Genomic DNA, 23,601 nt, shown 5'->3' with positions numbered 1-23,601 from the left:
TGCAATTCAGGTCTCTTTACGTGAGTCGTTATTTCTGGATGTATTATTTACTGGGATTGTGCAGTTTTACCAGCCAGGCAACTCTTATTCCCCCTCCTGGATTTGAATCTCTGCTGGAAGGACAGACTGAGCAAATTGAAGTGTTGCTACCAGGGCATTCACTGGGATTATTTCCGGTGGTGGTTAAACCGGACACCGTGCAGTTCATGTCCCCATTGATGGTACTTGAAAGCAGTGGGCTTGCCGCGTTGCCGGCCGCAGAACGGCAAAAAGCGCTGGCTGCACTCAGCCGTCCGTTGCTACGTAACAGCAATCTGGTCTGTGGTGTCTCAGAAGCAAAAGACAGCAGCGAGTGTGGTTACGTGGCAACAGATAAAGAGGATGTTGCGGTTATTTTTGATGAGAACAACGCTCAGTTATCTTTGTTTCTTAACCGGGACTGGTTGCCGGATGAAGAACGACGTGATAAACGCTGGCTGACTCCGACCCCGGAGGGTGTCAGCGCATTTATTCACCGCCAGACGCTGTATCTGAGTGATGATCTCCACAGTCGTAATATGACACTGAATGGTAGCGGTGCCCTGGGGCTTGGTGACGGTCGTTATCTGGGAGGCAACTGGGCGGCTATCTGGAATCAGTCAGAACATTACAATAACAGTCAGGCCTGGTTTGACAATCTGTTTGTCCGTCAGGATCTCGGCAATCAGTATTATCTCCAGGCTGGTCGGATGGATCAGCGGAATCTGTCCAGCGCCACGGGGGGGGATTTTGGGTTCAGTCTGCTTCCCCTGAGCCGGTTTGATGGATTACGAACCGGGACCACCCAAGCTTATGTTAACCATGAGGTGGACCAGAATGCCACTCCGGTTATGGTTCAGGTTACCCGAAATGCCCGTATTGATATTTATCGTGGCAGCGAGTTGCTGGGGAGTCAGTTCCTGACCCCGGGAATGCATACCCTGGATACTCATTCTCTTCCACCGGGAAGCTATCCTCTGGCGTTGCGGGTGTATGAGGATGGGATTCTGCGGCGAACGGAGACCCAGCCCTTCAGTAAGGGGGGCAATCGCTTCAGTGCACAGACCCAGTGGTTTATTCAGGGCGGGCTGGAAGATACCGGGGATAAAGCCAGCCATTATGACGGTGAGACTGTCATGGCTGCCGGATTCCAAACTGGGCTGCGGAAAAATATCAGTCTGACCGAAGGTATCTCTCTGGCACATGAGGCCTGGTACAGTGAAACCCGACTGAATTCACAGCATGCAGTGCTGGATGGCACGCTGGACCTTTCTGCCGGGATACTGCATGGGACAGACAGCACGAGCGGTAACACTGAGCAGGTGACATACAACGACGGATTTTCCGCGAGTCTGTGGCGTAACCATACGGAAAGTGATGCCTGTAGTGGTCGTCATCCACAGTCAGTGCATGCCAGTATGACCTGCCAGACTTCGATGAACGCCTCCCTGTCGGTTCCGGTGGGGAACTGGTATGCCCTACTGGGATACAGTACCAGCAGGACAGAAGGTCGGCCGGTTTACCGGGGATATGATGATAACAGTGACAAAGAAAATGTGTTCTGGCGACAGGCATACATCCCTGCCTCTCACCGCGAATCTGCTCAGGCTAGTGCAACGTACAGCCTTAATATGGCTGGCATGAATATTAATACCCATGGGGGAGTATGGCGAACCCGAAATGACGGAGTGAATGATGATGGCTTGTTTATGAGTGTCAGTGTGTCATATGCCTCTCAACCACCGACAATGACTGGCAGTAATGGGTATACCTCAGCCGGGACCGATATTCACAGTAGCCGGAATCAAAAAACACAGACGTCCTGGAATGTGAACCATGTGAGATCCTGGCAGCAGGATCTGTATCGTGAACTGTCGGTGGGTTTCTCCGGTTATAACGACGACAGCTGGAGCGGGAGTCTCGGCGGACGCATGAGCGGCCGTATGGGTGAACTGAGCGCCACTATCAGTAACTCCCATCAACGTAATGCGGGCAGCGCCAGTTCACTCACCGCTGGCTACAGCTCGTCTCTGGCGTTATCCCGTAATGGACTGTTCTGGGGAGGTGGTCAGGACGGTGAACCGGCCTCTGGCATGGCGGTGAACGTGGAGTCAGAGGGGGACGAGGGCAGTAGCGGGAAAGTAGTCAGCGTTCGTGGCAGCAGCCAGCCGTTCAGTCTCGGTTTTGGTCAGCAGTCGCTGTTGCTGATGGAAGGCTATAACGCCACGGAGGTGACCATTGAGGATGCAGGGGTTAGTTCACAGGGTATGGCAGGCGTAAAAGCGGGAGGGGGAAGCAGGTGTTACTTCCTGACACCCGGGCATCTGCTGGTTCACAACATCAGCGCCAGTATGAGCCGACTGTACGTTGGCCGCGTACTGGACAAGGATGGCAGACCGCTGCTGGACGCACAGCCACTGAACTATCCATTTTTGTCGTTGGGACCTTCCGGGCGATTTAGCCTGCAGAGCGAGCATAAAGAATCCAGCCTGTGGCTGCTGTCTAAAAACAGGATCCTGCGTTGTCCGATGTCAGTACATAAACGTCGGGATGTTATGCAGGTAGTGGGTGATGTGCGGTGTGAATTAAGTGACGTGGATGCCCTGCCACAGGCGTTGCAAATATCGCCGCGGGTCATCCGTTTGCTGAACGTGGCAGGTTTGCTGCGCCATTCCGTTCAGGAAGCCTGACGTAGAGATAAAGGCGTTAACTATGAGTAATAAAATGAAGTGGACGAGTATGACAGCCCATTGGTCAGCAATTATTAATTTCATCCGAAAATATGTTTATCCAGCAAGGATAATTGCCATCCTGCTGATGGCTGGCGCTACACTGCCACAAGTCGCCGATGCGATTACCGTCGACCTGAATTACGACAAGAACAATGTACCGGTCATCACTCCTGTCTGGTCCCAAGAATGGAGTGTAGCAAATGTGTTGGGGGGATGGGTATGTCGTTCAAACAGGAATGAAAATGAGGGGGCGTGTGAAGAAACACATTTGGTATGGTGGTATGCTTTTGGAGCTTATTCAAAAATTCGTCTGCGTTTCAGAGAACAAATCAGCCATGCTGAAATCACGCTCATACTGCTCGGCAGTGTTCGTGATGCCTGTTATACTGGTGTCATCAACATGAACGCTGCTGCATGTCAATGGGGTAGGTCGCTGAAACTTAGGATACCTTCAGAAGAGCTTGCGAAGATACCTACAAGCGGAACATGGAAAGCAACGTTAGTCCTGGATTATTTACAATGGGGCGGAGACGATCCTTTAGGCACATCAACTACAGATATCACGCTGAATGTAACAGACCACTTTGCTGAAAATGCGGCTATTTACTTTCCGCAATTTGGTACAGCAACGCCCCGGGTGGACCTGAATCTTCACCGGATGAATGCCTCACAAATGTCGGGCAGGGCTAATCTGGATATGTGTCTGTATGACGGAGGTGTGAAAGCCCGTTCATTACAGATGAAGATAGAAGGAAGCAATAAGTCAGGTACGGGATTTCAGGTTATAAAGAGCGATTCTGCTGATACGATTGATTATGCGGTCAGTATGAATTATGGGGGACGAAGTATTCCTGTCACCCGTGGCGTGGAGTTCAGTCTGGATAACGTGGATAAAGCAGCAACGCGTCCGGTGGTACTTCCCGGGCAACGGCAGGCGGTACGTTGTGTGCCAGTGCCCCTTACCCTGACAACACAACCCTTTAACATCAGAGAGAAGCGTTCTGGTGAGTATCAGGGAACGCTGACAGTGACAATGCTGATGGGAACACAAACCCCCTGACAGTAATTATTTATTTTATTGATATCTTTCTTATATGGTTTTTTAAATCAGAGTTCTCTTTATATACTTGTTTTATTTAATAAAGAGAATCTATTCACTTATGAAAATCAATGCGTGAGGTTCTGCTTTCCTATGACTGTGTATTTAGATGATAAAGATAAAGAATTATTGAAAGAAATCCAAAAAGATTGTGCACAAACTTTATGGCAACTTGCATATAAAGTGGGACTTACGCCCACACCATGTTTCAAACGTTTAAAAAAACTTAAAGACAGGGGGGGGATCATTGGTCAGTTCGCTTTATTGGATAAAGAAAAACTAGGTCTTTCACTTAATGTCTTTATTATGATTAACATATCTGAGGAGCAATACGCTAGTATTTCTGAGAAAATAAAGTCAATGCCTGAGGTTATTGCCTTTTATCGAATTTCTGGAACATTTAATTATTTAATGCATACAGTATTTACAGATATGAACGATTACTATAGTTTTTATGAGAAAATAATATTAACTAATTCTTCAATTAGTGGATCTGCATCGAGCTTTGTTCTTGAGCAAATAAAGGAAACAAACGAACTGCCAGTGTGAAAGTGTGATGTGTACTTACTGATTTAATACATTATTATCCTTCTTACGGAACAACAACGGCAGATTGCGGCTGTTGAACAAGGATTTTAATCAGCAGTGGTGAAATTAAGCGGCACAGAATAACACAGCGGAATATCACATGGTTAAATATCACCCCGTGCATGTAACAAAAAACCGCATTAAAACAGATGATGTTACTGATATTTATTTCGTTGAACCCTTCTGGAAAGAAGGCGAAAACCACATAATTGAGTCATTGATGTTTTTTGAAGAGTTACAAAAGTCATTTAATTTATTCAACCATAAATATGGGTTAAATAAATATATACTCAGGATCCCCTGGGAATTTGTGCTCATACATATGGAAAGGATCAGTAAATTAAATAGCGTCGGGTTATTTGCTGTTTCTGTTGACTTTAATAACAACCACAAATTTCTGAGCGAGTACATCAGGAGTCGCAGAGATTATGGTATGGAAGTTTGGTTTGATTTTTGTGGTAAACATTCTTATTCCAGTGAAATTAAAAACCTTGGGTTCTTTTTTTAGGCTTGCGTAGTGCCTCGTGATCCTAATTTTATTAGTAGTGTTTATCATTATCATAAGTTCCAAAAGATTCTTGTCGGGGATATAAATGATGTAGAACAGAGGGCCGTGTACCAGAACGAAGTTGATTACATGTATGGAATGCAATGGCCATCGTCATATGACGGTTTTTTCTTTCGGGATCATAAAAAAAATGAAACTTGGTGTATATAACAGAAGGAGTGAAAATTTGAATCAAAAATATCTTATTTATTTTTTGTTTAATTATTGTTTTGTTTTTTATTACGATTAAATATAAAGAACATCATTGTTCGTGCGGTGGGGAGGCTGGAAGTTTAGGGGATGACCGTTTATCAACAATTTTATTACAGCCACCATACGAATGGTTTATATATGCACTAGATGTATTATTTTAGTTTAATATATCGATGGTTGCTATTTGCATTGATGATGTTCCGTTACATTAAGGAATATACATCTGTATCTCGTTATACGCACACTCACATTACTAATCATTATTAATATGAGTGTGGTTCTTGTTTTACGCATGCATGGTTGCATGTGACGTTAAATTTAAATGAGCTGACTGTATGAATTCTAAATACTTTAGAGAGGTGTTTTTTGTCTCGGTAGTTGTTATATTATTATTTTATTTGGTGTTATTTGCAGCCAGTGCTCATGCTGAAGGCGGTTTCAGCTCTGGAGGCATTGGGTTATTTATGACGGGAACAAGAGAGATGCTACTGTAGAGATAATAAATTCTGCTAAAGATTCCCCAATTCTTGTGCATTGACATCCTCCACGTCCTGAAGGGCGTGGGTTCCTGCTCCAACGGGCTGCCTGACTGCACGCTCCTTCCACAGGCAAGCACGGCGTGTCCCGCTCTAAAATGTTACGCGCGCCGTTTACATCGGCGTTCGCAGTATATCTTCATACCAGACACTTGTAAGTATCTCGCATAATCGTGCCATTCACATTTAGAGATCATACAACAGGACGGGACTGTTTTTGGGTAGCCGGAAGTTAAGCCCATACCAGAAACGTTGCAGTGTACTGAAAAATGGCGCCAGGTTGCACCTGTTCAACGATTTTCTGAAGGCGCAGGAGTATTCATTACTGATATCCTCCATTGCGCCTTCGGGAACCCACAGGACCAGCTATTTTACCGATAGTGTTTAAAAGGCGTAAGTAATGCCGAGCATGAAGTCATTGGAGGCAGCCTTTGTGTCTGCATCATAAGCGGTATGTTCATCACCAGCATAGTGATTTTTTGAAATGCTCACTTTGCCTGCATTAATGTATTTATAACTGGCGTCAATCATAATATTATCTGTTACAGCATATTTTGCACCGATACCTGCGCCCCAGGCAAAGTTATTTTTTGAAGCAGACAGAGTTTCATTAATACCAAAACCAACAGGAATGGTGTTATTACTTAGCTTCACATGAGCGAGGCCAACGCCTGCGCTGATATAGGGTGTAAATGCCGTACTATTGTGAAAATCATAATAACCATTAACCATGTAAGTGGTCATTCGGACCTGATTTTTTACATTTATGTGTACTGGCTGACCAAATGCAATAATATCCTGCCCGCCTTTAGCATCCGTCTCACCTCTGAAAGTGGTATCCAGTTCTAAACGTACTGGAAGCTGGAATGGGTCATAAAAGTCATAACCGATAGCAACCCCGCCGCCAAAAACGCCTTTGGTACGGTCAGGTAACGTTGCATGACCATTGACTATCTCATCCTGGCTGAAGGTTGAGTTGATTCCATAGACATTGACTACGGATGTCCCCGCTTTCCCGGTGATATAGATCCCTTCTTTTGCTGATGCAGTAGCGGACCAGGCTACCACAAGGGGAATGATGCAGACTGCGAAAAAGTTTTTCATTTCAGAACCTGCCTTAATATTGGGCTAAAAGACAAGTTTCACGGTATAGGGTGTGATATAACGATTACATAAACGAAGCCCAAAAAACGGTCTATTGTAACGCTGGGTTTTCTGTAAGCGGGTAAAAAATGAGATGAAAATTTTAAATAACAATACGATAATCGTCGGTATGGAAATCCATCTCCTCGCCAAATTGCCCCACGTACGGTTTTACTTCTACGTTATGTAACGGGTAGTGTTAGATAGAGCGATGCTGTAACAAAAAGATGAAGATGAATTTGTACCCGACCTGGATAAAGCCCGTTATCCAGGAATAACGGGCAAAAATATTTACTCAAGTGCCTGGGCGAGATCTTGTTGTACCTGTTGACGCTGTTCTGGTGTTAAGACTTTGCTTAAATCAAAATAATATTTAACCCGATAATAGCGAGCCTGTTGTTCTATGTTACTGAAGGCTGCAAGCTGCTGTTTTACGGCGGCGTCATCCCATTTACCGGATTTAATCACCTCTATCAGCGCACCGTCTTTAATTCCCTTCATAGAAATCTGACTGACGTCGGTTTCCAGTTGTTGGTGAAGTTTTTTGATCCGGGTAATCTGATCGTTTGTCAGCTTCAGATGCTGGACAATAGGATCCTGGGCGGGCAGGGGAGGATTGGGGACAGCGGTGGCGAAAGCGCCAAAAGAAACGCCCGCCAGAGTCGCTGCCAGTAAAGTTGTGCGTACAAAGTTTTTCATGAAGATATCCTGATAAGGGAGTGATTAACCGTTCTTATTACCCACGAATGGCGAGCAATTATCTTAGAGCCTATCCCATTAGGGCTATTTTACTTGCCATTTTGGACCTGGGCAGTGCTCGCCAAAACGCGTTAGCGTTTTGAACGCCGCTTGCGGCGGCCCGAAGGGCGAGCGTAGCGAGTCAAACCTCACGTACTACGTGTACGCTCCGGTTTTTGCGCGCTGTCCGTGTCCAAACTGGCTGCGCCAATAACGCCTGGTGGGATAGGCTCTTAGTCAGAATACGTTGCCTGCCACATTACGCCACGCGAATTTGTTTTACGGAGAGTTACGGAGTGAAACAATCCCGCCGCGGTGAGCGGCAGGTTGCTTACAAGGTGAATGGATCGGCATCGCGCCAGGCTGGAAATTTTTCGCGATAGTCCTGCAAGGCGACGAGAGAAAGATCGGCATCGATACGTGTCGCCTGGTGTGGTTCGGCGGTGGCGATAATGTCGCCCTGGGGATTAATGATCCGGCTATCGCCGCGATAATGTAGCCCGTTACCATCGGTGCCAACCCGGTTGCAGCCTGCGACATAAGCCTGATTTTCAATAGCGCGCGCCGTCAGTAATGTTTGCCAGTGTAGCGAGCGCGGCGCGGGCCAGTTCGCTACATACAGCGCCAGATCGTAATCATTGCGGTTGCGTGACCATATCGGAAAGCGCAGATCGTAACAGATCAGCGGCAGAATGCGCCAACCGCGCCACTGCACGATGATGCGTTTATCGCCTGCGGCATAATGTTGATGTTCATCCGCCATACGAAAGAGATGGCGCTTATCATAGAGATGAACCTTGCCTTCCGGTTCAACCAGTAAGAAGCGATTTACGGCGCCGCGCTCAGTTTGTAGCGCCGCGCTGCCGGCAATCAGAGCGTCAGTTTGTCGGGCTTTGGCCTGCATCCACGTAATCACGCTATCTTGCGAAAGTGAGTTATTAGCGGCCTCCATCGCAAAGCCGGTGGTAAACATTTCAGGCAGAACAATCACATCCCGGCCAGATACGAGCTCTAGCTGTCTGTCAAAATGACGCAGGTTTGCCGGGCCGTCCATCCAGACTAAAGGTTGTTGCAACAGAGTAATTTTCAAACCAGACACGATCGGAGCTCCTCATTGAACAGCGTCTTTACACTGTAGCATGAGCAATAATAAAAAAGCGGCAAGAAAAAGCCCCGCGAAAGCGGGGCAGGAAAGAGGCGAGACTGATTATGCGGCTTCGACTTTACGCACTTTCTCCGGCAGCTTTACCGGTTTGGTCGCCAGCGCTTCAGGTTCAAAATCATCAACGTTGATACTGCGCAGGCGGCTCTCTTCCGCTTTCGCCAGAATGGCGGCTTCATCTTTATCTATAAGCCCTTTCGCCAGCGCATTGCGCGCCAGTTCATCCAGACGAGTAAACGGCAGATTTTTACCCAGTTCTTTGCAGATGCGCTGGTGGATAGGGTCGGCAGCGATGACATCACGCAGCGCTTCTTCCAGTAAACCGACCGGATTATGTTCGGCGGGCGTCAGATACTGACCGCGCCCAATGCGTGAACGTGTGGCGTTCGGCACCTGCAGGATCTTCGCCACGGCGTGATCCAGCTTATCAGACGGCGCCAGATAATGACGGCCAGTCGGGAAGATCATCGCGGTGAGCAATCCGGCCACGACGCGGTTCGGGAAGTTCTGCAGCAGATCGTCCATCACTTGTTCAGCACGATACAGCGCATCCTGTACGCCCCAGTGTACCAGCGGCAGGTCGGCTTCGTGGCGACCTTCGTCGTCGTAACGCTTCAGTACGGCTGAGGCCAGATAAAGCTGACTCAACACATCGCCCAGACGCGCGGAGATACGCTCGCGGCGTTTCAGGCTGCCGCCCAGTACCGCCATTGACACGTCGGACAGCAGCGCCAGGTTTGCGCTCAGTCGGTTCAGATGCTGGTAATAACGCTTCGTGGCGTCGCCGGTTGGCGTATGGCTCGTTAATCCGCGGGTCAGGCCAAGCCAGAAACTGCGAACGGTATTGCTGCCGACATGACCAATATGTTTAAACAACAGTTTATCAAAGGCATTCACATCATTATTCTGCGCTGCGGCCATCTCTTCCAGTACATAAGGATGGCAGCGAATGGCGCCCTGACCAAAGATCATCATGCTACGGGTCAGGATATTCGCGCCTTCCACGGTAATCGCGATAGGCGCGCCCTGGTAAGCTCGCGCCAGGAAGTTGCTCTCGCCCAGCATAATGCCTTTACCCCCAGTGATATCCATCGCGTCGATAATGGACTGCTGGCCGCGGTGGGTGCAGTGGTACTTCACGATAGCCGACAGTACCGCCGGTTTTTCACCCAGCATAATGCCGTAGGTGATTAACGATGCGGCGGCATCCATCACATAAGCGTTACCTGCAATACGCGCCAGCGGTTCTTCAATACCTTCCATCTTGCCGATAGAAATTTTGAACTGACGACGAATGTGAGCATAGGCGCCGGTTGCCAGCGCGACGGATTTCACCCCGCCAGTGGAGTTGGACGGCAGGGTAATACCGCGTCCTACCGACAAACATTCCACCAGCATACGCCAGCCCTGTCCGGCCATTTTGGGGCCGCCGATAATATAATCAATAGGCACGAAAATATCGTTACCGCGGGTTGGGCCATTCTGGAACGGAACGTTAAGCGGGAAGTGACGACGACCAATTTCCACACCCGGCGTTGAGGTGGGGATCAGGGCGCAGGTAATACCCAGCTCTTCTTCTCCGCCTAACAATCTATCCGGATCGGAAAGCTTAAACGCCAGACCCAACACGGTAGCTATCGGCGCCAGCGTAATGTAACGCTTGTTCCAGGTCAGGCGCATACCCAGCACCTGCTGGCCCTGCCATTCGCCCATGCAAACCACGCCGGTATCCGGAATGGCGCCTGCATCAGAACCTGCTTCCGGGCTAGTCAGCGCAAAGCAGGGGATCTCCTGGCCGCGCGCCAGTCGCGGCAGATAGTGATTCTTCTGCTCTTCCGTACCATAGTGCTGCAATAACTCGCCAGGGCCGAGTGAGTTTGGAACGCCGACGGTGATAGCCAGAATCCCGGAGACGCCGGACAGTTTTTGCAGTACACGGGACTGCGCATAAGCGGAGAACTCCAGTCCGCCGTACTCTTTTTTAATGATCATCGCAAAAAAACGATGCTCTTTCAGATAAGCCCACAGTTCCGGCGGCAGATCCGCCAGTTCATGGGTAATCTGGAAATCGTTCGCCATCCGGCACGCTTCTTCTACCGGACCGTCGAGAAACGCTTGCTCTTCGGCAGTGAGTTGCGGTTGCGGATAGTTGTGCAGTTTTTTCCAGTCAGGCTTGCCCTGGAACAGATCGCCTTCCCACCAGGTTGTACCGGCATCAATCGCTTCTTTCTCAGTGCGCGACATCGGCGGCATGACCTTACGGAAGCCGCGGAACACCGGTGCGGAAATCATTGATTTTCGCATCGGTGTGAGGTTAAACGGCACGAGGATAATGGCCAGAGGAACCAACAGCCAGATGGACCACAGGCCAGCGACGCCAAGTGCGGCGGTCCAGGCGAGCAGAATCAGGCTGCTGAGAAATAAACTCACGCGGTGATAGAACAATGCGCCGAGCAGAACAACCGTAGCGATAATACTCAAAATCATCATAACGAAAAGCTCCCTTGCTTGTAGGAGGTCTGACCACTTGTGATGATTAGGTTGTAGTGGATGTAAAATCTTTTAGCAATGTGTTTACAAAATAATTACAACAAAGCTCACATTGTTGCCGTTTTTGGGGGCACGAAAAATCAAAAGCGTGAGGCGTTAATTCGGCTTATGCTTCTCGCCTGTACTGCTATCCGATACACTGCATACTGTCATTTACATTCATGCTGAAGGATATCCTCATGTACCAGGATCTTATTCGTAACGAACTGAACGAAGCGGCGGAAACGCTGGCTAATTTTTTAAAAGATGACGCCAATATTCACGCCATTCAGCGCGCGGCGGTCCTGTTGGCTGACAGTTTTAAAGCGGGTGGTAAGGTACTTTCCTGCGGTAACGGCGGCTCCCATTGCGATGCGATGCACTTTGCTGAAGAGCTGACAGGTCGTTATCGTGAAAATCGTCCGGGCTACCCGGCAATTGCGATTTCTGATGTTAGCCATATATCCTGCGTTAGTAATGATTTTGGCTATGACTATATTTTCTCTCGTTACGTTGAGGCGGTAGGGCGCGAAGGCGATGTCCTGTTAGGGATCTCGACGTCGGGTAACTCTGGTAACGTGATTAAAGCGATTGCCGCGGCCCGTGAAAAAGGCATGAAAGTGATCACGTTGACCGGTAAAGACGGCGGCAAAATGGCGGGAACGGCGGATATTGAAATTCGCGTACCGCACTTCGGTTATGCCGATCGTATTCAGGAAATTCATATCAAAGTAATTCATATCCTGATTCAGTTGATCGAAAAAGAGATGGTTAAATAAGCCGATAATATTTGCCGGTCTTATCGGGCCTGGAACGTGTAGGCCCGATAAGCGAAGCGCCATCGGGCATTGTGGCGGATGGCGACGCAAGCGTCTTATCCGGCCTACGAGCTGTGCTTTGCTGGTCTTATCAGGCAATTAACCGTTTTAAGGTAGGTGATGTATGTGCGAACTGCTTGGGATGAGCGCCAATGTGCCGACGGATATCTGCTTTAGCTTCACCGGACTGGTGCAGCGTGGCGGCGGAACCGGGCCGCATAAAGACGGCTGGGGAATTACCTTTTACGAAGGAAAGGGCTGTCGCACGTTTAAAGATCCGCAACCGAGCTACCATTCGCCGATTGCGAAACTGGTACAGAATTACCCGATCAAGTCCTGCTCGGTTATCGCCCATATCCGTCAGGCTAATCGCGGTGAAGTGGCGCTGGAAAATACGCACCCTTTTACCCGGGAATTATGGGGACGCAACTGGACTTATGCTCATAACGGTCAGCTCAACGGTTATAAGTCGCTGGAAACCGGTAATTTTCGTCCGGTGGGGGAAACCGACAGCGAAAAAGCGTTTTGCTGGCTATTGCATAAATTAACGCAGCGTTATCCCCGCACGCCGGGCAACATGACGGCGGTATTTAAATATATTGCGACACTGGCGACGGTATTACGTGAAAAAGGCGTTTTTAACATGCTGCTGTCAGATGGGCGATATGTGATGGCGTTTTGCTCAACCCATTTGCACTGGATCACTCGCCGGGCGCCGTTTGGCGTAGCCACGCTGGTGGATCAGGATATGGAAATTGATTTCAGTTCACAGACCACGCCAAATGACGTGGTTACCGTGATTGCTACCCAGCCGCTAACGGGGAATGAAACCTGGCAAAAGATTATGCCAGGCGAATGGGCGTTATTTTGCCTCGGAGAGCGTATAATTTGAGGCCAGCTGTGGCTGAACGACTTCGTGACTCAACGGTTTGCTCACGACGTAACGTCCATCAACGATAGAAACAGTTGGCGGCTTATGCGTCTGTTCAAAATAATCGTAGCCGGGTTTTAGCTGCGCCCAGAAATCTTTGTAATATGAATATTTATGACGCTGCATATTGGCGTCGGTCATCCGGAACGGATAAATACTCACCTGCACGCTCGGCTGACCAAAGACCAGCGCGGCGGTGACAAACTGGAAAATCTCATCAATGCCGCTGTCGGTCATGGCATAGCAGCCGACGGAAACACAGGCGCCGTGAATCATCAGATATTTACCATCATAGCCATGCGCGCGATCGTAGGCATTGGGAAAACCAATGTTGATGGCCTTATAAAAACGGCTGTCTGGCTTGAGTTGATTACGCTGAACGCTGTAAAACCCTTCCGGACTTTTAAAATCGCCCTGACGGCGTTTCGGGCCTAACCCGCCGGAATAGTTGCAAATTTTGTAGCTATCAAGCAACTGGTATTGCTCACCCATTTTGACGTAGAGATCAAGGGTGCGCTCTTCTTTAAAAATTTGAATATAGACCGGTGAGCCCATTAACTGCTGCTTATACTCTTTACTGACCGGCGTGACGGGGCTGCTGCTGCTCAGCAAACCGGCAAATGAGACGCACGGCATCAGAAGCATCGCAAGAAAAAATGCGATTTTACGCATACTGCTTGTTCCTTGATAAAACGGTTACACACGCCAGAACGGCAAAAGAGTCCCCAAATCGGAGTAATCTGGATTTGGAGCGCTCACATTAGCACCACGGCAGTTTTTCGCAAGTCCCCGTGTGTACGTTTACAATTTTCCCGCCGCTTTCGTCGTCATACCTTCGAATATGTCGCATTTTTAACGCGAATGTCTCTTTGCGCGCAATAAAACATACTGTACACTTAAACAGTATTGTGGGGGCGAGCGATGCGCAAAATCATACATATTGATATGGACTGTTTTTTTGCCGCGGTAGAGATGCGTGATAATCCGGCGTTACGCGATATTCCCATTGCCATTGGCGGGAGTCGTGAGCGTAGAGGCGCTATCAGTACCGCCAACTATCCTGCGCGCCAGTTTGGCGTACGTAGCGCGATGCCGACCGCCATGGCGCTAAAGCTGTGCCCCCATCTCACCTTACTGCCTGGCCGCTTTGACGCCTATAAAGAGGCTTCGCGGCATGTACGTGACATCTTTTCCCGCTACACTTCACTGATTGAACCGCTCTCGCTGGATGAAGCCTGGCTGGATGTGACTGACAGCCCGCACTGTTATGGTTCGGCGACTCTGATCGCCAGGGAGATTCGTCAGACTATTTTCAATGAACTGCAACTCACCGCCTCCGCCGGCGTTGCGCCAGTGAAATTTCTGGCGAAGATAGCCTCCGATCTCAATAAACCGAATGGACAATATGTTATTACGCCAGCCGATGTACCCGGCTTTCTTAAAACGTTGCCGTTAGCCAAAATTCCAGGCGTGGGGAAAGTTTCCGCCGCCAAACTGGAAAATATGGGGTTAAGAACCTGCGGGGATATTCAACAGTGCGATCTGGCGATGCTTCTCAAACGCTTCGGTAAATTTGGCCGGGTATTATGGGAGCGTAGTCAGGGTATTGACGAGCGTGATGTTAACAGCGAAAGGCTGCGTAAATCGGTAGGCGTTGAGCGTACTCTGGCGGAGGATATTCATGAGTGGTCGGACTGCGAGGCCATTATTGAGCATTTATATCCGGAACTGGAGCGTCGTCTGGCTATAGTAAAGCCCGATTTACTGATTGCCCGACAGGGCGTTAAATTAAAATTTAATGATTTTCAGCAAACCACTCAGGAACATGTCTGGCCGCAATTAAATAAAGAAGACTTAATTACCACCGCCCGTAAAACCTGGGACGAGCGTCGCGGCGAGCGCGGCGTACGGCTGGTGGGGCTACACGTAACGCTGCTCGACCCTCAATTGGAACGACAGTTGGTGTTAGGGTTATAAGTCAGGCCATTAAGATTTTATCACTATTACGATTGCGCCATCTAAATTTCAGTATTACTATACCCGCGTTTTCTCATTCTCAATAACTGCAAAGGAGGTTCATCATGACACTTTATTCTCTGAACGCACTTTGCAGACCTTTCCAGGATTAATTTTCTTTTATTGCCCTGGATTAGTCTGCCATTTCCTGATTTTTTAATTCATATATGGAATGGTATATGGGCAATTATATTCGTCCTTTATCAGATGTGGTATTTTCTATCGCATCGGATAACCTGTGGATCGAAGATTCCGCGATCCAACAATTATATACGACGGCTAAGTTAACCGGTATGAAACGCGTTATCGGGATGCCAGATCTGCATCCGGGGCGCGGCTACCCTATTGGCGCAGCCTTTTTCTCACGTGGACGTTTTTATCCGGCGCTGGTCGGCAACGATATCGGCTGCGGCATGGCGTTATGGCAAACGGATATTTTAGGGCGTAAATATAACGCCGATAAACTGGAGAAGCGGCTGGCGTCGCTGCCTGACGTGGCGGACGCGCAGTGGCTGGAGGAGAATGTCCCCGCCGCAATGCAGCATCATTCGTGGCGCTCTGCGCTGGGTTCCATTGGCGGCGGCAATCATTTTGCCGAGCTACAACAGGTCGATCGCATCGTCGATGCTGATTCGTTCGCTTTGTCGGGGTTACAAAAAACGCAGTTATTACTGCTGGTACACAGTGGTTCACGCGGTCTGGGGCAAGCTATCCTGCGTCGTCATGTGGAAGCGTTTTCGCATAACGGTTTGCCGGAAGATAGCGACGATGCGCGCCGCTACCTTGCAGAACATGACGATGCGCTGGCATTTGCCCGCAGTAATCGCGCGCTGATTGCCCGCCGGATACTGCAACAGCTCAGGGCTGAGGGCGAACCGCGGCTGGATGTGGCGCATAACTTCGTTGAACCCTGTACTGTCGCGGGTGAGGCGGGGTGGCTGCACCGTAAAGGCGCTACGCCAGATGGGCAGGGACTGGTGATTATCCCCGGCTCGCGCGGCGATTATAGCTGGCTGGTGAAACCCGTCGTCAGCGAGGAGAGCCTCTTCTCCCTGGCGCATGGCGCGGGACGCAAATGGATGCGTACTGAGTGTAAAGACCGGTTATCGGCAAAATTTACCCCGCGACAGCTCTGCCGTACCGGGATGGGTAGCCGGGTGATTTGCCGCGATCGCCAGCTCATTTATGAAGAAGCGCCGCAGGCGTATAAATCCATCGATAGCGTTGTGGATTGTCTGGCAGACGCCGGACTGATTACGCCAGTTGCCTGCCTGCGTCCGGTGCTGACGCTGAAAACCTCAGGGGAGAAAAGCGCATGATCTTACTGCAACTTTCTTCCGCACAGGGACCGGACGAGTGTTGTCTGGCGGTAAAAAAAGCGCTGGATTGTCTGACGAAAGAAGCCGCCAGAGAAAAGGTATCGTTGACGCGACTTGAAACGGAGCCGGGACGATTACCAGACACGCTGCGTTCCGCGCTGGTCTCGCTGGACGGCGAAAAAGCTATGGCTTTCAGTGAACGTTGGTGCGGCACGTTACTGTGGATTTGTACCAGCCCGTATCGCCCGCACCATGGGCGAAAAAACTGGTACGTCGGCATTGGGCGCTTTTCCGCCGACGAACACATACAGTCTGATGAGATTCGTTTCGAGACTCTGCGCTCTTCCGGCCCGGGTGGGCAGCACGTTAATAAAAGCGACTCGGCAGTGCGGGCCACGCACCTGGCGAGCGGGATTAGCGTGAAGGTTCAGTCGGAGCGCAGTCAACATGCGAATAAGCGTCTGGCCCGGCTGCTGATTGCCTGGCGGCTGGAACAGCAACGGCAAAATGAGTGTGCGGCGTTGAAGTCTGAAAGGCGTCTGTTCCATCATCAGATTGAGCGCGGCAATCCGCTACGGATATTTAAAGGAATGGCGTTTACGCCACAATAATTCGGTGCTACCAGCGCTGTTATAGGGCTGTCCGGCTATTCGCGTGTAGCCGCAGCGCTATTCAGCGCATCCAGGAGAGCTTATCTGGCAATGGATACCCGATATTCCATATTGATAGCCCGTCCAGAAATGGGACGGGCATTTTAGCGCTTTCTTACTTCGCAGGAATCGCTTTCAGCAATTCGGTCAGCAGAGTCCAGTAGTGGCCGACGCTTTCGATATGTACCTGCTCATCCGGAGAGTGAGGTCCGGTAATGGTAGGCCCAATAGAAACCATGTCCATATCCGGATAGGGTTTCTTAAACAGACCGCATTCCAGGCCGGCGTGGATAATCTGGATGTTCGGTGTCTTGTTGAACAGACGCTGATAAGTTTCCCGCACCAGGTGCATGACCGGCGAGTTCGCATCGGGCTGCCAGCCAGGATAGCTGCCTTTTGCTTCGGTTTTCGCGCCAGCCAGCTTGCCCAGCGAATCCAGCATACTCACCACATAATCTTTACCGCTGTCGATAAGAGAGCGAATCAGGCAGTGAATTTCGACATTCGCATCAGACATTGTGACCACGCCAACGTTCAGCGATGTTTCCACTACGCCTTTCGCCACGTCTGAATTGCGGATCACGCCGTTCGGCGTTGCGTTCAGCAGGCGCACAAAGGTATCGCGTGACGGCGCGGTCAATGCGGCTTTATCACTGGCAACCTCATTGAGTTGCAGCGTCAGGTTTTTCTCTTTTTCCGCCAGTTCGTTTTTCAGAATATCCTGGTAAGCGTTCACTAATGTTTTCAGAGCGCCTACGTTGTCTGTGGCAACGGCGAGGGTAGCGAACGCTTCGCGCGGAATCGCGTTACGCAGCGTGCCGCCGTTGAAATCGATCAGACGCAGATCCAGTTCTTCTGCGTGCCCGGCCAGAAAACGCGCCAGCAATTTGTTGGCATTGCCAAGGCCGAGGTGAATTTCACCACCGGAGTGGCCGCCTTTCAGACCTTTCAGGGTTAGCTTAAAGCATGCAAATCCTGCGGGTACAGCTTCACGGGTCAACGGCAGATTAGAGGTAAAATCGATGCCGCCTGCGCAGCCCATATAGATCTCACCTTCTTCTTCAGAGTCGGTGTTGATCAGGATGTCAGCCTGCAACCAGCCGGACTGGAGGCCGAACGCGCCATCCATGCCCGCTTCTTCGGTCATGGTCAGCAGCACTTCCAGCGGGCCATGGACGACATTATCGTCAGCCAGTACCGCTAACGCAGAAGCCATTCCAATACCATTGTCGGCGCCGAGCGTAGTACCGCGCGCTTTAACCCATTCGTCATCAATATAAGGCCGGATGGGATCTGTAGTGAAGTCGTGAACGGTGTCGCTATTTTTTTGCGGCACCATATCCAGATGCGCCTGTAAAACGACCGGCTTGCGATTTTCCATACCTGCAGTGGCGGGCTTACGGATCAGAATATTACCGACCTGGTCGCGATCCACGTAAAGGCCTTTCTCTTTGGCCCAACTCACAATATGTTCCGCGAGTTGCTCTTCGTGATAGGACGGGTGAGGAATAGAACAGATTTTGGCAAAAATATCCCACAAAGGTTGTGGTGATAACTGAGACAGTTCAGACACGATAAGTCTCCTTGGCGGTGGTCTGAAAAACGTTCTTACAGGCCACAGGGTTAGCGGAATTAATAACTCTTACGAGATGCGACTGAGAATACCACTTTCTCCGCCTGCGGGTAGTATAAAGCATACAAAAAGAGGCGTGGATTCCGCTAAACACTGGTTTTTAGCGCGTCAAGTCTCTATAATCTCGCGCAACTATTTCCCCCTCGAACACTTTTTAAGCCGTAGATAAACAGGCTGGGACACTTCACATGAGCGAAAAATACGTCGTCACCTGGGACATGTTGCAGATTCACGCACGCAAACTGGCGAGCCGCCTCATGCCTTCAGAACAATGGAAAGGCATTATTGCCGTAAGTCGTGGCGGCCTTGTACCGGGCGCACTACTGGCGCGTGAATTGGGCATTCGTCATGTCGATACCGTATGCATCTCCAGCTACGATCACGATAACCAGCGCGAACTGAAAGTGCTGAAACGTGCAGAAGGCGACGGCGAAGGCTTTATCGTCATCGACGATCTGGTCGATACCGGCGGCACCGCCGTCGCGATTCGCGAAATGTACCCTAAAGCGCATTTCGTCACGATTTTCGCTAAACCGGCGGGCCGTCCGCTGGTTGATGATTATGTTATTGATATTCCTCAGAACACCTGGATAGAGCAGCCCTGGGATATGGGTGTGGTATTTGTACCGCCGATTTCAGGTCGTTAATCAGCAGCTTTTCAGAGCGCCCGGCAATGCCGGGCGCTGTTTTATTGGTTACAATAAGCCTCTATGAGTATCCAAGGAGGCTGCACGAATGACACAGGCTAACCTCAGCGAAACCCTGTTCAAACCCCGCTTTAAACATACTGAAACGTCTACCCTTGTCCGTCGGTTCAATCGTGGGTCGCAGCCGCCCATGCAATCCGCGCTGGACGGTAAGAACGTCCCGCACTGGTATCGCATGATAAACCGCCTGATGTGGATTTGGCGCGGCGTTGACCCACGAGAAATCCTTGATGTGCAGGCGCGCATTGTGATGAGCGACGCAGAGCGAACGGATGATGATTTATACGATACGGTCATCGGTTACCGCGGCGGCAACTGGATTTATGAGTGGGCAAAGCAGGCGATGGACTGGCAGCAGAAAGCCTGTCAGGAACAGGACGCCATGCGCAGCGGACGCTACTGGCTTCATGCCTCAACGCTCTATAACATTGCCGCCTACCCGCATTTGAAGGGCGATGAGCTGGCGGAGCAGGCGCAGGCGCTGGCGAATCGCGCCTATGAAGAGGCCGCGCAGCGGTTGCCAGGCTCGTTACGTGAAATGGAATTTGCCGTTCCTGGCGGTTCGCCTGTCACCGCGTTTTTACATATGCCGAAAGGGGATGGTCCGTTTCCGACGGTGCTCATGTGCGGCGGCCTGGACGCCATGCAAACCGACTATTACACCCTGTATGAACGCTATTTCGCGCCGCGCGGTATCGCGATGTTAACGCTTGATATGCCTTCGGTTGGATTTTCATCAAAGTGGAAATTAACCCAGGATTCCAGCTTGCTCCACCAGCATGTGTTAAAAGCGCTTCCTAATGTCCCCTGGGTGGATCATACCCGTGTTGCGGCGTTTGGTTTCCGTTTTGGCGCCAACGTTGCGGTGCGTCTGGCCTATCTGGAAGCGCCGCGTTTGAAAGCGGTGGCTTGCCTGGGGCCGGTGGTCCATGCGCTACTTAGCGATCCGCAACGACAGAGCACAGTGCCGGAGATGTATCTGGATGTGCTGGCCAGCCGTCTGGGTATGCATGATGCTTCGGATGAGGCGCTGCGTGTGGAGCTCAACCGCTATTCGTTGAAAGTACAGGGGCTACTGGGCAGACGTTGTCCTACGCCAATGCTTTCCGGCTTCTGGAAAAACGATCCTTTCAGCCCGGAAGAAGAGTCTCGCTTAATTACAACATCATCTTCAGACGGTAAGCTGATAGAGATCCCTTTTAACCCGGTGTACCGCAATTTTGACCACGCGCTGCAAGAAATTACCGACTGGATTAATCATAGATTGTGTTAATAGATTGATAAATTCTATTGATTTGGTAAAACAGTTGCTTCATTAAAGGAGATCGCAATGACGTTACCGAGTGGACACCCGAAAAGTAGATTGATCAAGAAATTTACCGCGCTTGGCCCCTATATCCGGGAAGGGCAGTGCGAAGACAATCGTTTTTTTTTCGATTGCCTGGCAGTTTGCGTCAACGTGAAGCCCGCGCCAGAGAAGCGTGAATTTTGGGGCTGGTGGATGGAGCTGGAAGCACAAGAGAAACGCTTCACTTATCGTTATCAGTTTGGTTTGTTTGATAAAGAGGGCAACTGGACCGTAGTGCCGATTAACGAAACCGAAGTGGTGGAGCGACTGGAATACACGCTACGCGAGTTTCATGAAAAGCTACGCGACCTGCTGATTTCTATGGAGCTGGCGCTGGAGCCGTCTGACGATTTCAACGACGAGCCGGTAAAACTGTCGGCATAACCCTGCTGCCATGCCTGATGGCGTAGCGCCATCAGGCACAATGCGACTTATCAGAACTGGTAGGTCAACCCTATTGCCACAATATCATCGTCATTAATGCCTAACGTGTTATCGCTATCAAGCTGATTGATTTTGTAATCTACAAACGCGGACATATTTTTGTTGAAATAATAGATTGCGCCAACGTCAATGTAATTCACCAAATCCTCACTGCCGACGCCCTCAATATCTTTGCCTTTTGACAGCACATAGCCTAATGACGGACGCAGACCAAAGTCAAACTGATACTGGATAACCGCTTCGAAGTTTTGAGTTTTATTGGCAAATCCGCCGGAAACTGGCGTCATGTTGCGGGTTTCTGAATAGAAAGTCGCAATATAAATATCATTCGCGTCATACTTTACACCCGTAGCCCAGGCTTCGGCTTTATCGCCCGTACCGCGGCGCTGCAGATTTTGCTCCCTGGTGCGATCGGAGAGAGTATAAGCGCCGCTGACGGCAAAATCACTGCCGCCGAAATCATAGCTCACGGAAGTGCCGAAGCCGTCGCCGTTTTGCTTTTTCACATCGCGATCTTCGTTTTTCCCCTGATACTGTAAGGTAAGATCCAGTCCATCAACGATGCCGAAGAAATCGGTATTGCGGTAAGTCGCCAGCCCGCTGGCGCGTTTAGTCATAAAATTATCGGTCTGGGCGGAAGAGTCGCCGCCGAATTCGGGAAACATATCCGTCCAGGCCTCAACATCGTACAGCGCGCCCAGGTTACGTCCATAGTCAAAAGAACCGATATCTTTTAATTTCAGGCCAGCAAAGGCCAGGCGGGTTTTTTGCTGGGACGAATCACTTTCGGCTTTATTACCGGCAAACTCAGCTTCCCAGCGCCCGTAGCCGGTCAATTGATCGTTAATTTGCGTTTCGCCTTTAAAACCAAAACGAACGTAGCTTTGATCGCCATCTTTGCTGTCATAATCGCTCATATAGTGCATGGCTTTAACTTTTCCATACACATCAAGCTTATTACCGTTTTTATTGTAAACCTCGGCGGCGTGAACAGATGCTGATGCGATGATACTCACCACTATTGCCAGAGTGCTCTTATTCATTTCCATTCCTGTTTTAATTACGCGCTATGATTTGTCGGGAGACCCGGTAAAAAACAGGAAGGTTTTTAACGTTCGGTAATGAAAGATTTATGACAAAGTGAGAGTTTTTTTAAAAAAATATGTTTAATTGTTGCGGTAATAAAATGGTCAAATTCCGCCGCTACGCTTGCTGATCCTGCGCAACAAAATTTCACGCTACGCGTACAGGTTGTTGGCAACCGGAGCCAGTCCTGCTAAAACGTTCATTTGGTCTTTATTTCTTATTTTGAACGGCAGAGAATCATGAGTGACAGCCAGACGCTGGTCGTAAAACTCGGCACCAGCGTGCTAACAGGCGGATCGCGCCGCCTGAACCGTGCCCATATCGTAGAACTTGTCCGCCAGTGCGCGCAGCTACACGCCGCGGGACATCGTATTGTTATCGTTACCTCTGGCGCGATTGCCGCCGGACGTGAACATCTCGGCTACCCGGAACTGCCGGCAACAATTGCCTCTAAACAGCTTCTGGCGGCGGTAGGGCAAAGCCGCCTGATTCAACTGTGGGAGCAGTTGTTTTCAATTTACGGTATCCATATCGGGCAGATGCTGTTGACGCGTGCGGATATGGAAGACAGAGAGCGCTTTCTGAACGCCCGCGATACGCTGCGTGCGTTACTGGACAACCATATTGTGCCGGTGATCAATGAAAATGATGCCGTTGCGACAGCGGAAATTAAAGTGGGCGATAACGATAACCTCTCCGCGCTGGCGGCGATCCTGGCAGGCGCGGATAAACTGCTGCTGCTGACCGATCAACAAGGATTATTTACCGCCGATCCGCGTAGCAATCCGCAGGCGGAGCTTATCAAAGATGTGTATGGCGTTGACGATGCGCTGCGCTCTGTCGCGGGAGACAGCGTTTCCGGGCTGGGCACCGGTGGTATGAGCACTAAGCTTCAGGCGGCAGACGTGGCCTGCCGCGCGGGTATTGATACGATTATTGCCTCAGGCAGTAAACCGGGCGTGATCGGCGATGTGATGGAGGGGATTTCCGTCGGCACCCGTTTTCATGCGCAAGCCTCGCCGCTGGAGAACCGCAAACGCTGGATCTTCGGCGCGCCGCCGGCAGGCGAAATTACGGTTGATGAAGGCGCGACCGCGGCAATGCTGGAACGTGGCAGTTCACTTCTGCCAAAAGGCATCAAAAGCGTGACGGGCAATTTCTCGCGGGGGGAGGTCATCAGAATTTGTAACCTGCAAGGGCGTGATATTGCTCATGGCGTCAGCCGTTATAACAGTGATGCTCTGCGGCGGATAGCCGGTCACCACTCTCAACAAATCGATGCGATTCTGGGCTATGAATATGGCCCGGTCGCTGTTCATCGTGATGACATGATTACTCGATAAG

19 protein-coding genes and 3 pseudogenes are annotated in these 23,601 nt (G+C 50.1%); 14 read left to right on the top strand and 8 right to left on the bottom strand.

Going from position 1 to position 23,601, the window contains the following annotated elements:
- The first annotated feature begins 20 nt into the window (after nucleotides 1–20).
- From tcfC to tioA, 4 genes and pseudogenes are all read left to right on the top strand, one after another.
- A complete protein-coding gene (tcfC, locus tag J4685_RS20055; RefSeq protein ID WP_016504900.1) occupies nucleotides 21–2,708 on the top strand; it encodes a fimbrial outer membrane usher protein TcfC in 2,688 nt (895 codons plus the stop codon).
- 22 nt (nucleotides 2,709–2,730) lie between these two features.
- A complete protein-coding gene (gene tcfD, locus J4685_RS20050) occupies nucleotides 2,731–3,810 on the top strand; it encodes a fimbrial protein TcfD (protein WP_000066478.1) in 1,080 nt (359 codons plus the stop codon).
- Between the two features lie 132 nt (nucleotides 3,811–3,942).
- Nucleotides 3,943–4,398, top strand: a complete 456-nt coding sequence (gene tinR / locus J4685_RS20045; protein WP_000219488.1) for an Lrp/AsnC family transcriptional regulator TinR — start codon at nucleotides 3,943–3,945, stop codon at nucleotides 4,396–4,398.
- Nucleotides 4,399–4,537: 139 nt separating this feature from the next.
- Nucleotides 4,538–5,155 (top strand): annotated as a pseudogene (gene tioA / locus J4685_RS20040) (protein TioA).
- A gap of 601 nt (nucleotides 5,156–5,756) precedes the next feature.
- On the opposite strand, the pseudogene J4685_RS20035 reads toward tioA, so the two are convergent.
- Nucleotides 5,757–5,869 (bottom strand): annotated as a pseudogene (locus J4685_RS20035) (hypothetical protein); the annotation flags it as partial.
- Nucleotides 5,870–5,925: 56 nt separating this feature from the next.
- Between J4685_RS20035 and J4685_RS20030 the strand changes: the two are divergent.
- Nucleotides 5,926–6,114, top strand: a pseudogene (locus J4685_RS20030) (hypothetical protein).
- Between the two features lie 3 nt (nucleotides 6,115–6,117).
- On the opposite strand, the gene pagN reads toward J4685_RS20030, so the two are convergent.
- The 4 genes from pagN to fadE form a co-directional block, all read right to left on the bottom strand.
- Nucleotides 6,118–6,837: an adhesin/invasin protein PagN gene (gene pagN, locus J4685_RS20025; RefSeq protein ID WP_000787605.1), complete on the bottom strand. Its 720-nt coding sequence runs from the start codon at nucleotides 6,835–6,837 to the stop codon at nucleotides 6,118–6,120.
- Nucleotides 6,838–7,167: 330 nt separating this feature from the next.
- Nucleotides 7,168–7,575: a Spy/CpxP family protein refolding chaperone gene (locus J4685_RS20020; RefSeq protein WP_000788200.1), complete on the bottom strand. Its 408-nt coding sequence runs from the start codon at nucleotides 7,573–7,575 to the stop codon at nucleotides 7,168–7,170.
- A 370-nt stretch (nucleotides 7,576–7,945) separates the two neighbouring features.
- Nucleotides 7,946–8,713 carry an amidohydrolase gene (locus J4685_RS20015; protein ID WP_000015789.1) on the bottom strand — a complete coding sequence of 256 codons (768 nt, stop codon included), beginning with the start codon at nucleotides 8,711–8,713 and terminating at the stop codon, nucleotides 7,946–7,948.
- A 108-nt stretch (nucleotides 8,714–8,821) separates the two neighbouring features.
- A complete protein-coding gene (gene fadE / locus J4685_RS20010; protein WP_000973047.1) occupies nucleotides 8,822–11,266 on the bottom strand; it encodes an acyl-CoA dehydrogenase FadE in 2,445 nt (814 codons plus the stop codon).
- A 239-nt stretch (nucleotides 11,267–11,505) separates the two neighbouring features.
- Here fadE and lpcA point away from each other — a divergent pair, with 239 nt between their 5' ends.
- Nucleotides 11,506–12,084 (top strand): D-sedoheptulose 7-phosphate isomerase, encoded by a 579-nt coding sequence (lpcA, locus tag J4685_RS20005; protein ID WP_000284051.1) that lies wholly within the window; start codon nucleotides 11,506–11,508, stop codon nucleotides 12,082–12,084.
- A 163-nt stretch (nucleotides 12,085–12,247) separates the two neighbouring features.
- Nucleotides 12,248–13,015, top strand: a complete 768-nt coding sequence (locus tag J4685_RS20000) for a class II glutamine amidotransferase (RefSeq protein ID WP_000333387.1) — start codon at nucleotides 12,248–12,250, stop codon at nucleotides 13,013–13,015.
- Here the strand turns inward: J4685_RS20000 and dpaA are convergent.
- Nucleotides 12,986–13,726 carry a peptidoglycan meso-diaminopimelic acid protein amidase gene (gene dpaA, locus J4685_RS19995; RefSeq protein ID WP_001225658.1) on the bottom strand — a complete coding sequence of 247 codons (741 nt, stop codon included), beginning with the start codon at nucleotides 13,724–13,726 and terminating at the stop codon, nucleotides 12,986–12,988. The two genes, J4685_RS20000 and dpaA, sit on opposite strands and share 30 nt — an antisense overlap.
- Nucleotides 13,727–13,975: 249 nt before the next feature.
- Here dpaA and dinB point away from each other — a divergent pair, with 249 nt between their 5' ends.
- The 3 genes from dinB to prfH all read left to right on the top strand — a co-directional run bounded on the left by dinB (nucleotide 13,976) and on the right by prfH (nucleotide 17,000).
- On the top strand, nucleotides 13,976–15,031 hold the full coding sequence (dinB, locus tag J4685_RS19990; RefSeq protein ID WP_001226147.1) for a DNA polymerase IV: 1,056 nt from the start codon (nucleotides 13,976–13,978) through the stop codon (nucleotides 15,029–15,031).
- Nucleotides 15,032–15,249: 218 nt separating this feature from the next.
- Nucleotides 15,250–16,389, top strand: a complete 1,140-nt coding sequence (locus J4685_RS19985) for an RNA ligase RtcB family protein (RefSeq protein ID WP_000528890.1) — start codon at nucleotides 15,250–15,252, stop codon at nucleotides 16,387–16,389.
- The gene (gene prfH, locus J4685_RS19980) at nucleotides 16,386–17,000 is read left to right on the top strand and encodes a peptide chain release factor H (RefSeq protein ID WP_000602084.1); all 615 of its coding nucleotides are present in this window, start codon (nucleotides 16,386–16,388) and stop codon (nucleotides 16,998–17,000) included. The genes J4685_RS19985 and prfH overlap by 4 nt, the downstream gene beginning before the upstream one ends.
- A 154-nt stretch (nucleotides 17,001–17,154) precedes the next feature.
- Here the strand turns inward: prfH and pepD are convergent, their stop codons facing one another.
- A complete protein-coding gene (pepD, locus tag J4685_RS19975) occupies nucleotides 17,155–18,612 on the bottom strand; it encodes a cytosol nonspecific dipeptidase (RefSeq protein ID WP_001292982.1) in 1,458 nt (485 codons plus the stop codon).
- A 248-nt stretch (nucleotides 18,613–18,860) separates the two neighbouring features.
- On the opposite strand from pepD, the gene gpt reads away from it, so the two are divergent.
- The 3 genes from gpt (at nucleotide 18,861) to crl (ending at nucleotide 21,111) form a co-directional block, all read left to right on the top strand.
- Nucleotides 18,861–19,319, top strand: a complete 459-nt coding sequence (gpt, locus tag J4685_RS19970) for a xanthine phosphoribosyltransferase (protein WP_001292018.1) — start codon at nucleotides 18,861–18,863, stop codon at nucleotides 19,317–19,319.
- Between the two features lie 88 nt (nucleotides 19,320–19,407).
- Nucleotides 19,408–20,652 (top strand): esterase FrsA, encoded by a 1,245-nt coding sequence (gene frsA, locus J4685_RS19965; RefSeq protein WP_000189586.1) that lies wholly within the window; start codon nucleotides 19,408–19,410, stop codon nucleotides 20,650–20,652.
- 57 nt (nucleotides 20,653–20,709) lie between these two features.
- On the top strand, nucleotides 20,710–21,111 hold the full coding sequence (gene crl / locus J4685_RS19960) for a sigma factor-binding protein Crl (protein WP_000174696.1): 402 nt from the start codon (nucleotides 20,710–20,712) through the stop codon (nucleotides 21,109–21,111).
- Nucleotides 21,112–21,161: 50 nt separating this feature from the next.
- On the opposite strand, the gene phoE is transcribed toward crl, so the two are convergent.
- Nucleotides 21,162–22,214, bottom strand: coding sequence for a phosphoporin PhoE (gene phoE / locus J4685_RS19955; protein WP_001043666.1), 1,053 nt, complete (start codon nucleotides 22,212–22,214; stop codon nucleotides 21,162–21,164).
- Nucleotides 22,215–22,496: 282 nt separating this feature from the next.
- Between phoE and proB the strand changes: the two genes are divergently transcribed.
- Nucleotides 22,497–23,600, top strand: a complete 1,104-nt coding sequence (gene proB, locus J4685_RS19950; RefSeq protein WP_001285277.1) for a glutamate 5-kinase — start codon at nucleotides 22,497–22,499, stop codon at nucleotides 23,598–23,600.
- Nucleotide 23,601 lies beyond the last annotated feature (1 nt).

This window comes from Salmonella sp. 32100201201700099SM (assembly GCF_017572645.1).
GTDB lineage: Bacteria > Pseudomonadota > Gammaproteobacteria > Enterobacterales > Enterobacteriaceae > Salmonella > Salmonella enterica.
Note: the sequence above shows the minus strand (reverse complement) of the source record. Positions and strands in the feature narration are given on the sequence as shown.

Bases quoted from the DNA above. Each gene is read 5' to 3' on its own strand.
- tinR (WP_000219488.1), top strand. From the start codon at position 3,943: ATGACTGTGTATTTAGATGATAAAGATAAAGAATTATTGAAAGAAATC.
- phoE (WP_001043666.1), bottom strand. From the start codon at position 22,214: ATGAATAAGAGCACTCTGGCAATAGTGGTGAGTATCATCGCATCAGCA.
- pagN (WP_000787605.1), bottom strand. From the start codon at position 6,837: ATGAAAAACTTTTTCGCAGTCTGCATCATTCCCCTTGTGGTAGCCTGG.
- proB (WP_001285277.1), top strand. From the start codon at position 22,497: ATGAGTGACAGCCAGACGCTGGTCGTAAAACTCGGCACCAGCGTGCTA.
- frsA (WP_000189586.1), top strand. From the start codon at position 19,408: ATGACACAGGCTAACCTCAGCGAAACCCTGTTCAAACCCCGCTTTAAA.
- fadE (WP_000973047.1), bottom strand. From the start codon at position 11,266: ATGATGATTTTGAGTATTATCGCTACGGTTGTTCTGCTCGGCGCATTG.
- J4685_RS20000 (WP_000333387.1), top strand. From the start codon at position 12,248: ATGTGCGAACTGCTTGGGATGAGCGCCAATGTGCCGACGGATATCTGC.
- gpt (WP_001292018.1), top strand. From the start codon at position 18,861: ATGAGCGAAAAATACGTCGTCACCTGGGACATGTTGCAGATTCACGCA.
- J4685_RS20020 (WP_000788200.1), bottom strand. From the start codon at position 7,575: ATGAAAAACTTTGTACGCACAACTTTACTGGCAGCGACTCTGGCGGGC.
- J4685_RS19985 (WP_000528890.1), top strand. From the start codon at position 15,250: ATGGGCAATTATATTCGTCCTTTATCAGATGTGGTATTTTCTATCGCA.
- dinB (WP_001226147.1), top strand. From the start codon at position 13,976: ATGCGCAAAATCATACATATTGATATGGACTGTTTTTTTGCCGCGGTA.
- tcfD (WP_000066478.1), top strand. From the start codon at position 2,731: ATGAGTAATAAAATGAAGTGGACGAGTATGACAGCCCATTGGTCAGCA.
- prfH (WP_000602084.1), top strand. From the start codon at position 16,386: ATGATCTTACTGCAACTTTCTTCCGCACAGGGACCGGACGAGTGTTGT.
- crl (WP_000174696.1), top strand. From the start codon at position 20,710: ATGACGTTACCGAGTGGACACCCGAAAAGTAGATTGATCAAGAAATTT.
- lpcA (WP_000284051.1), top strand. From the start codon at position 11,506: ATGTACCAGGATCTTATTCGTAACGAACTGAACGAAGCGGCGGAAACG.
- dpaA (WP_001225658.1), bottom strand. From the start codon at position 13,726: ATGCGTAAAATCGCATTTTTTCTTGCGATGCTTCTGATGCCGTGCGTC.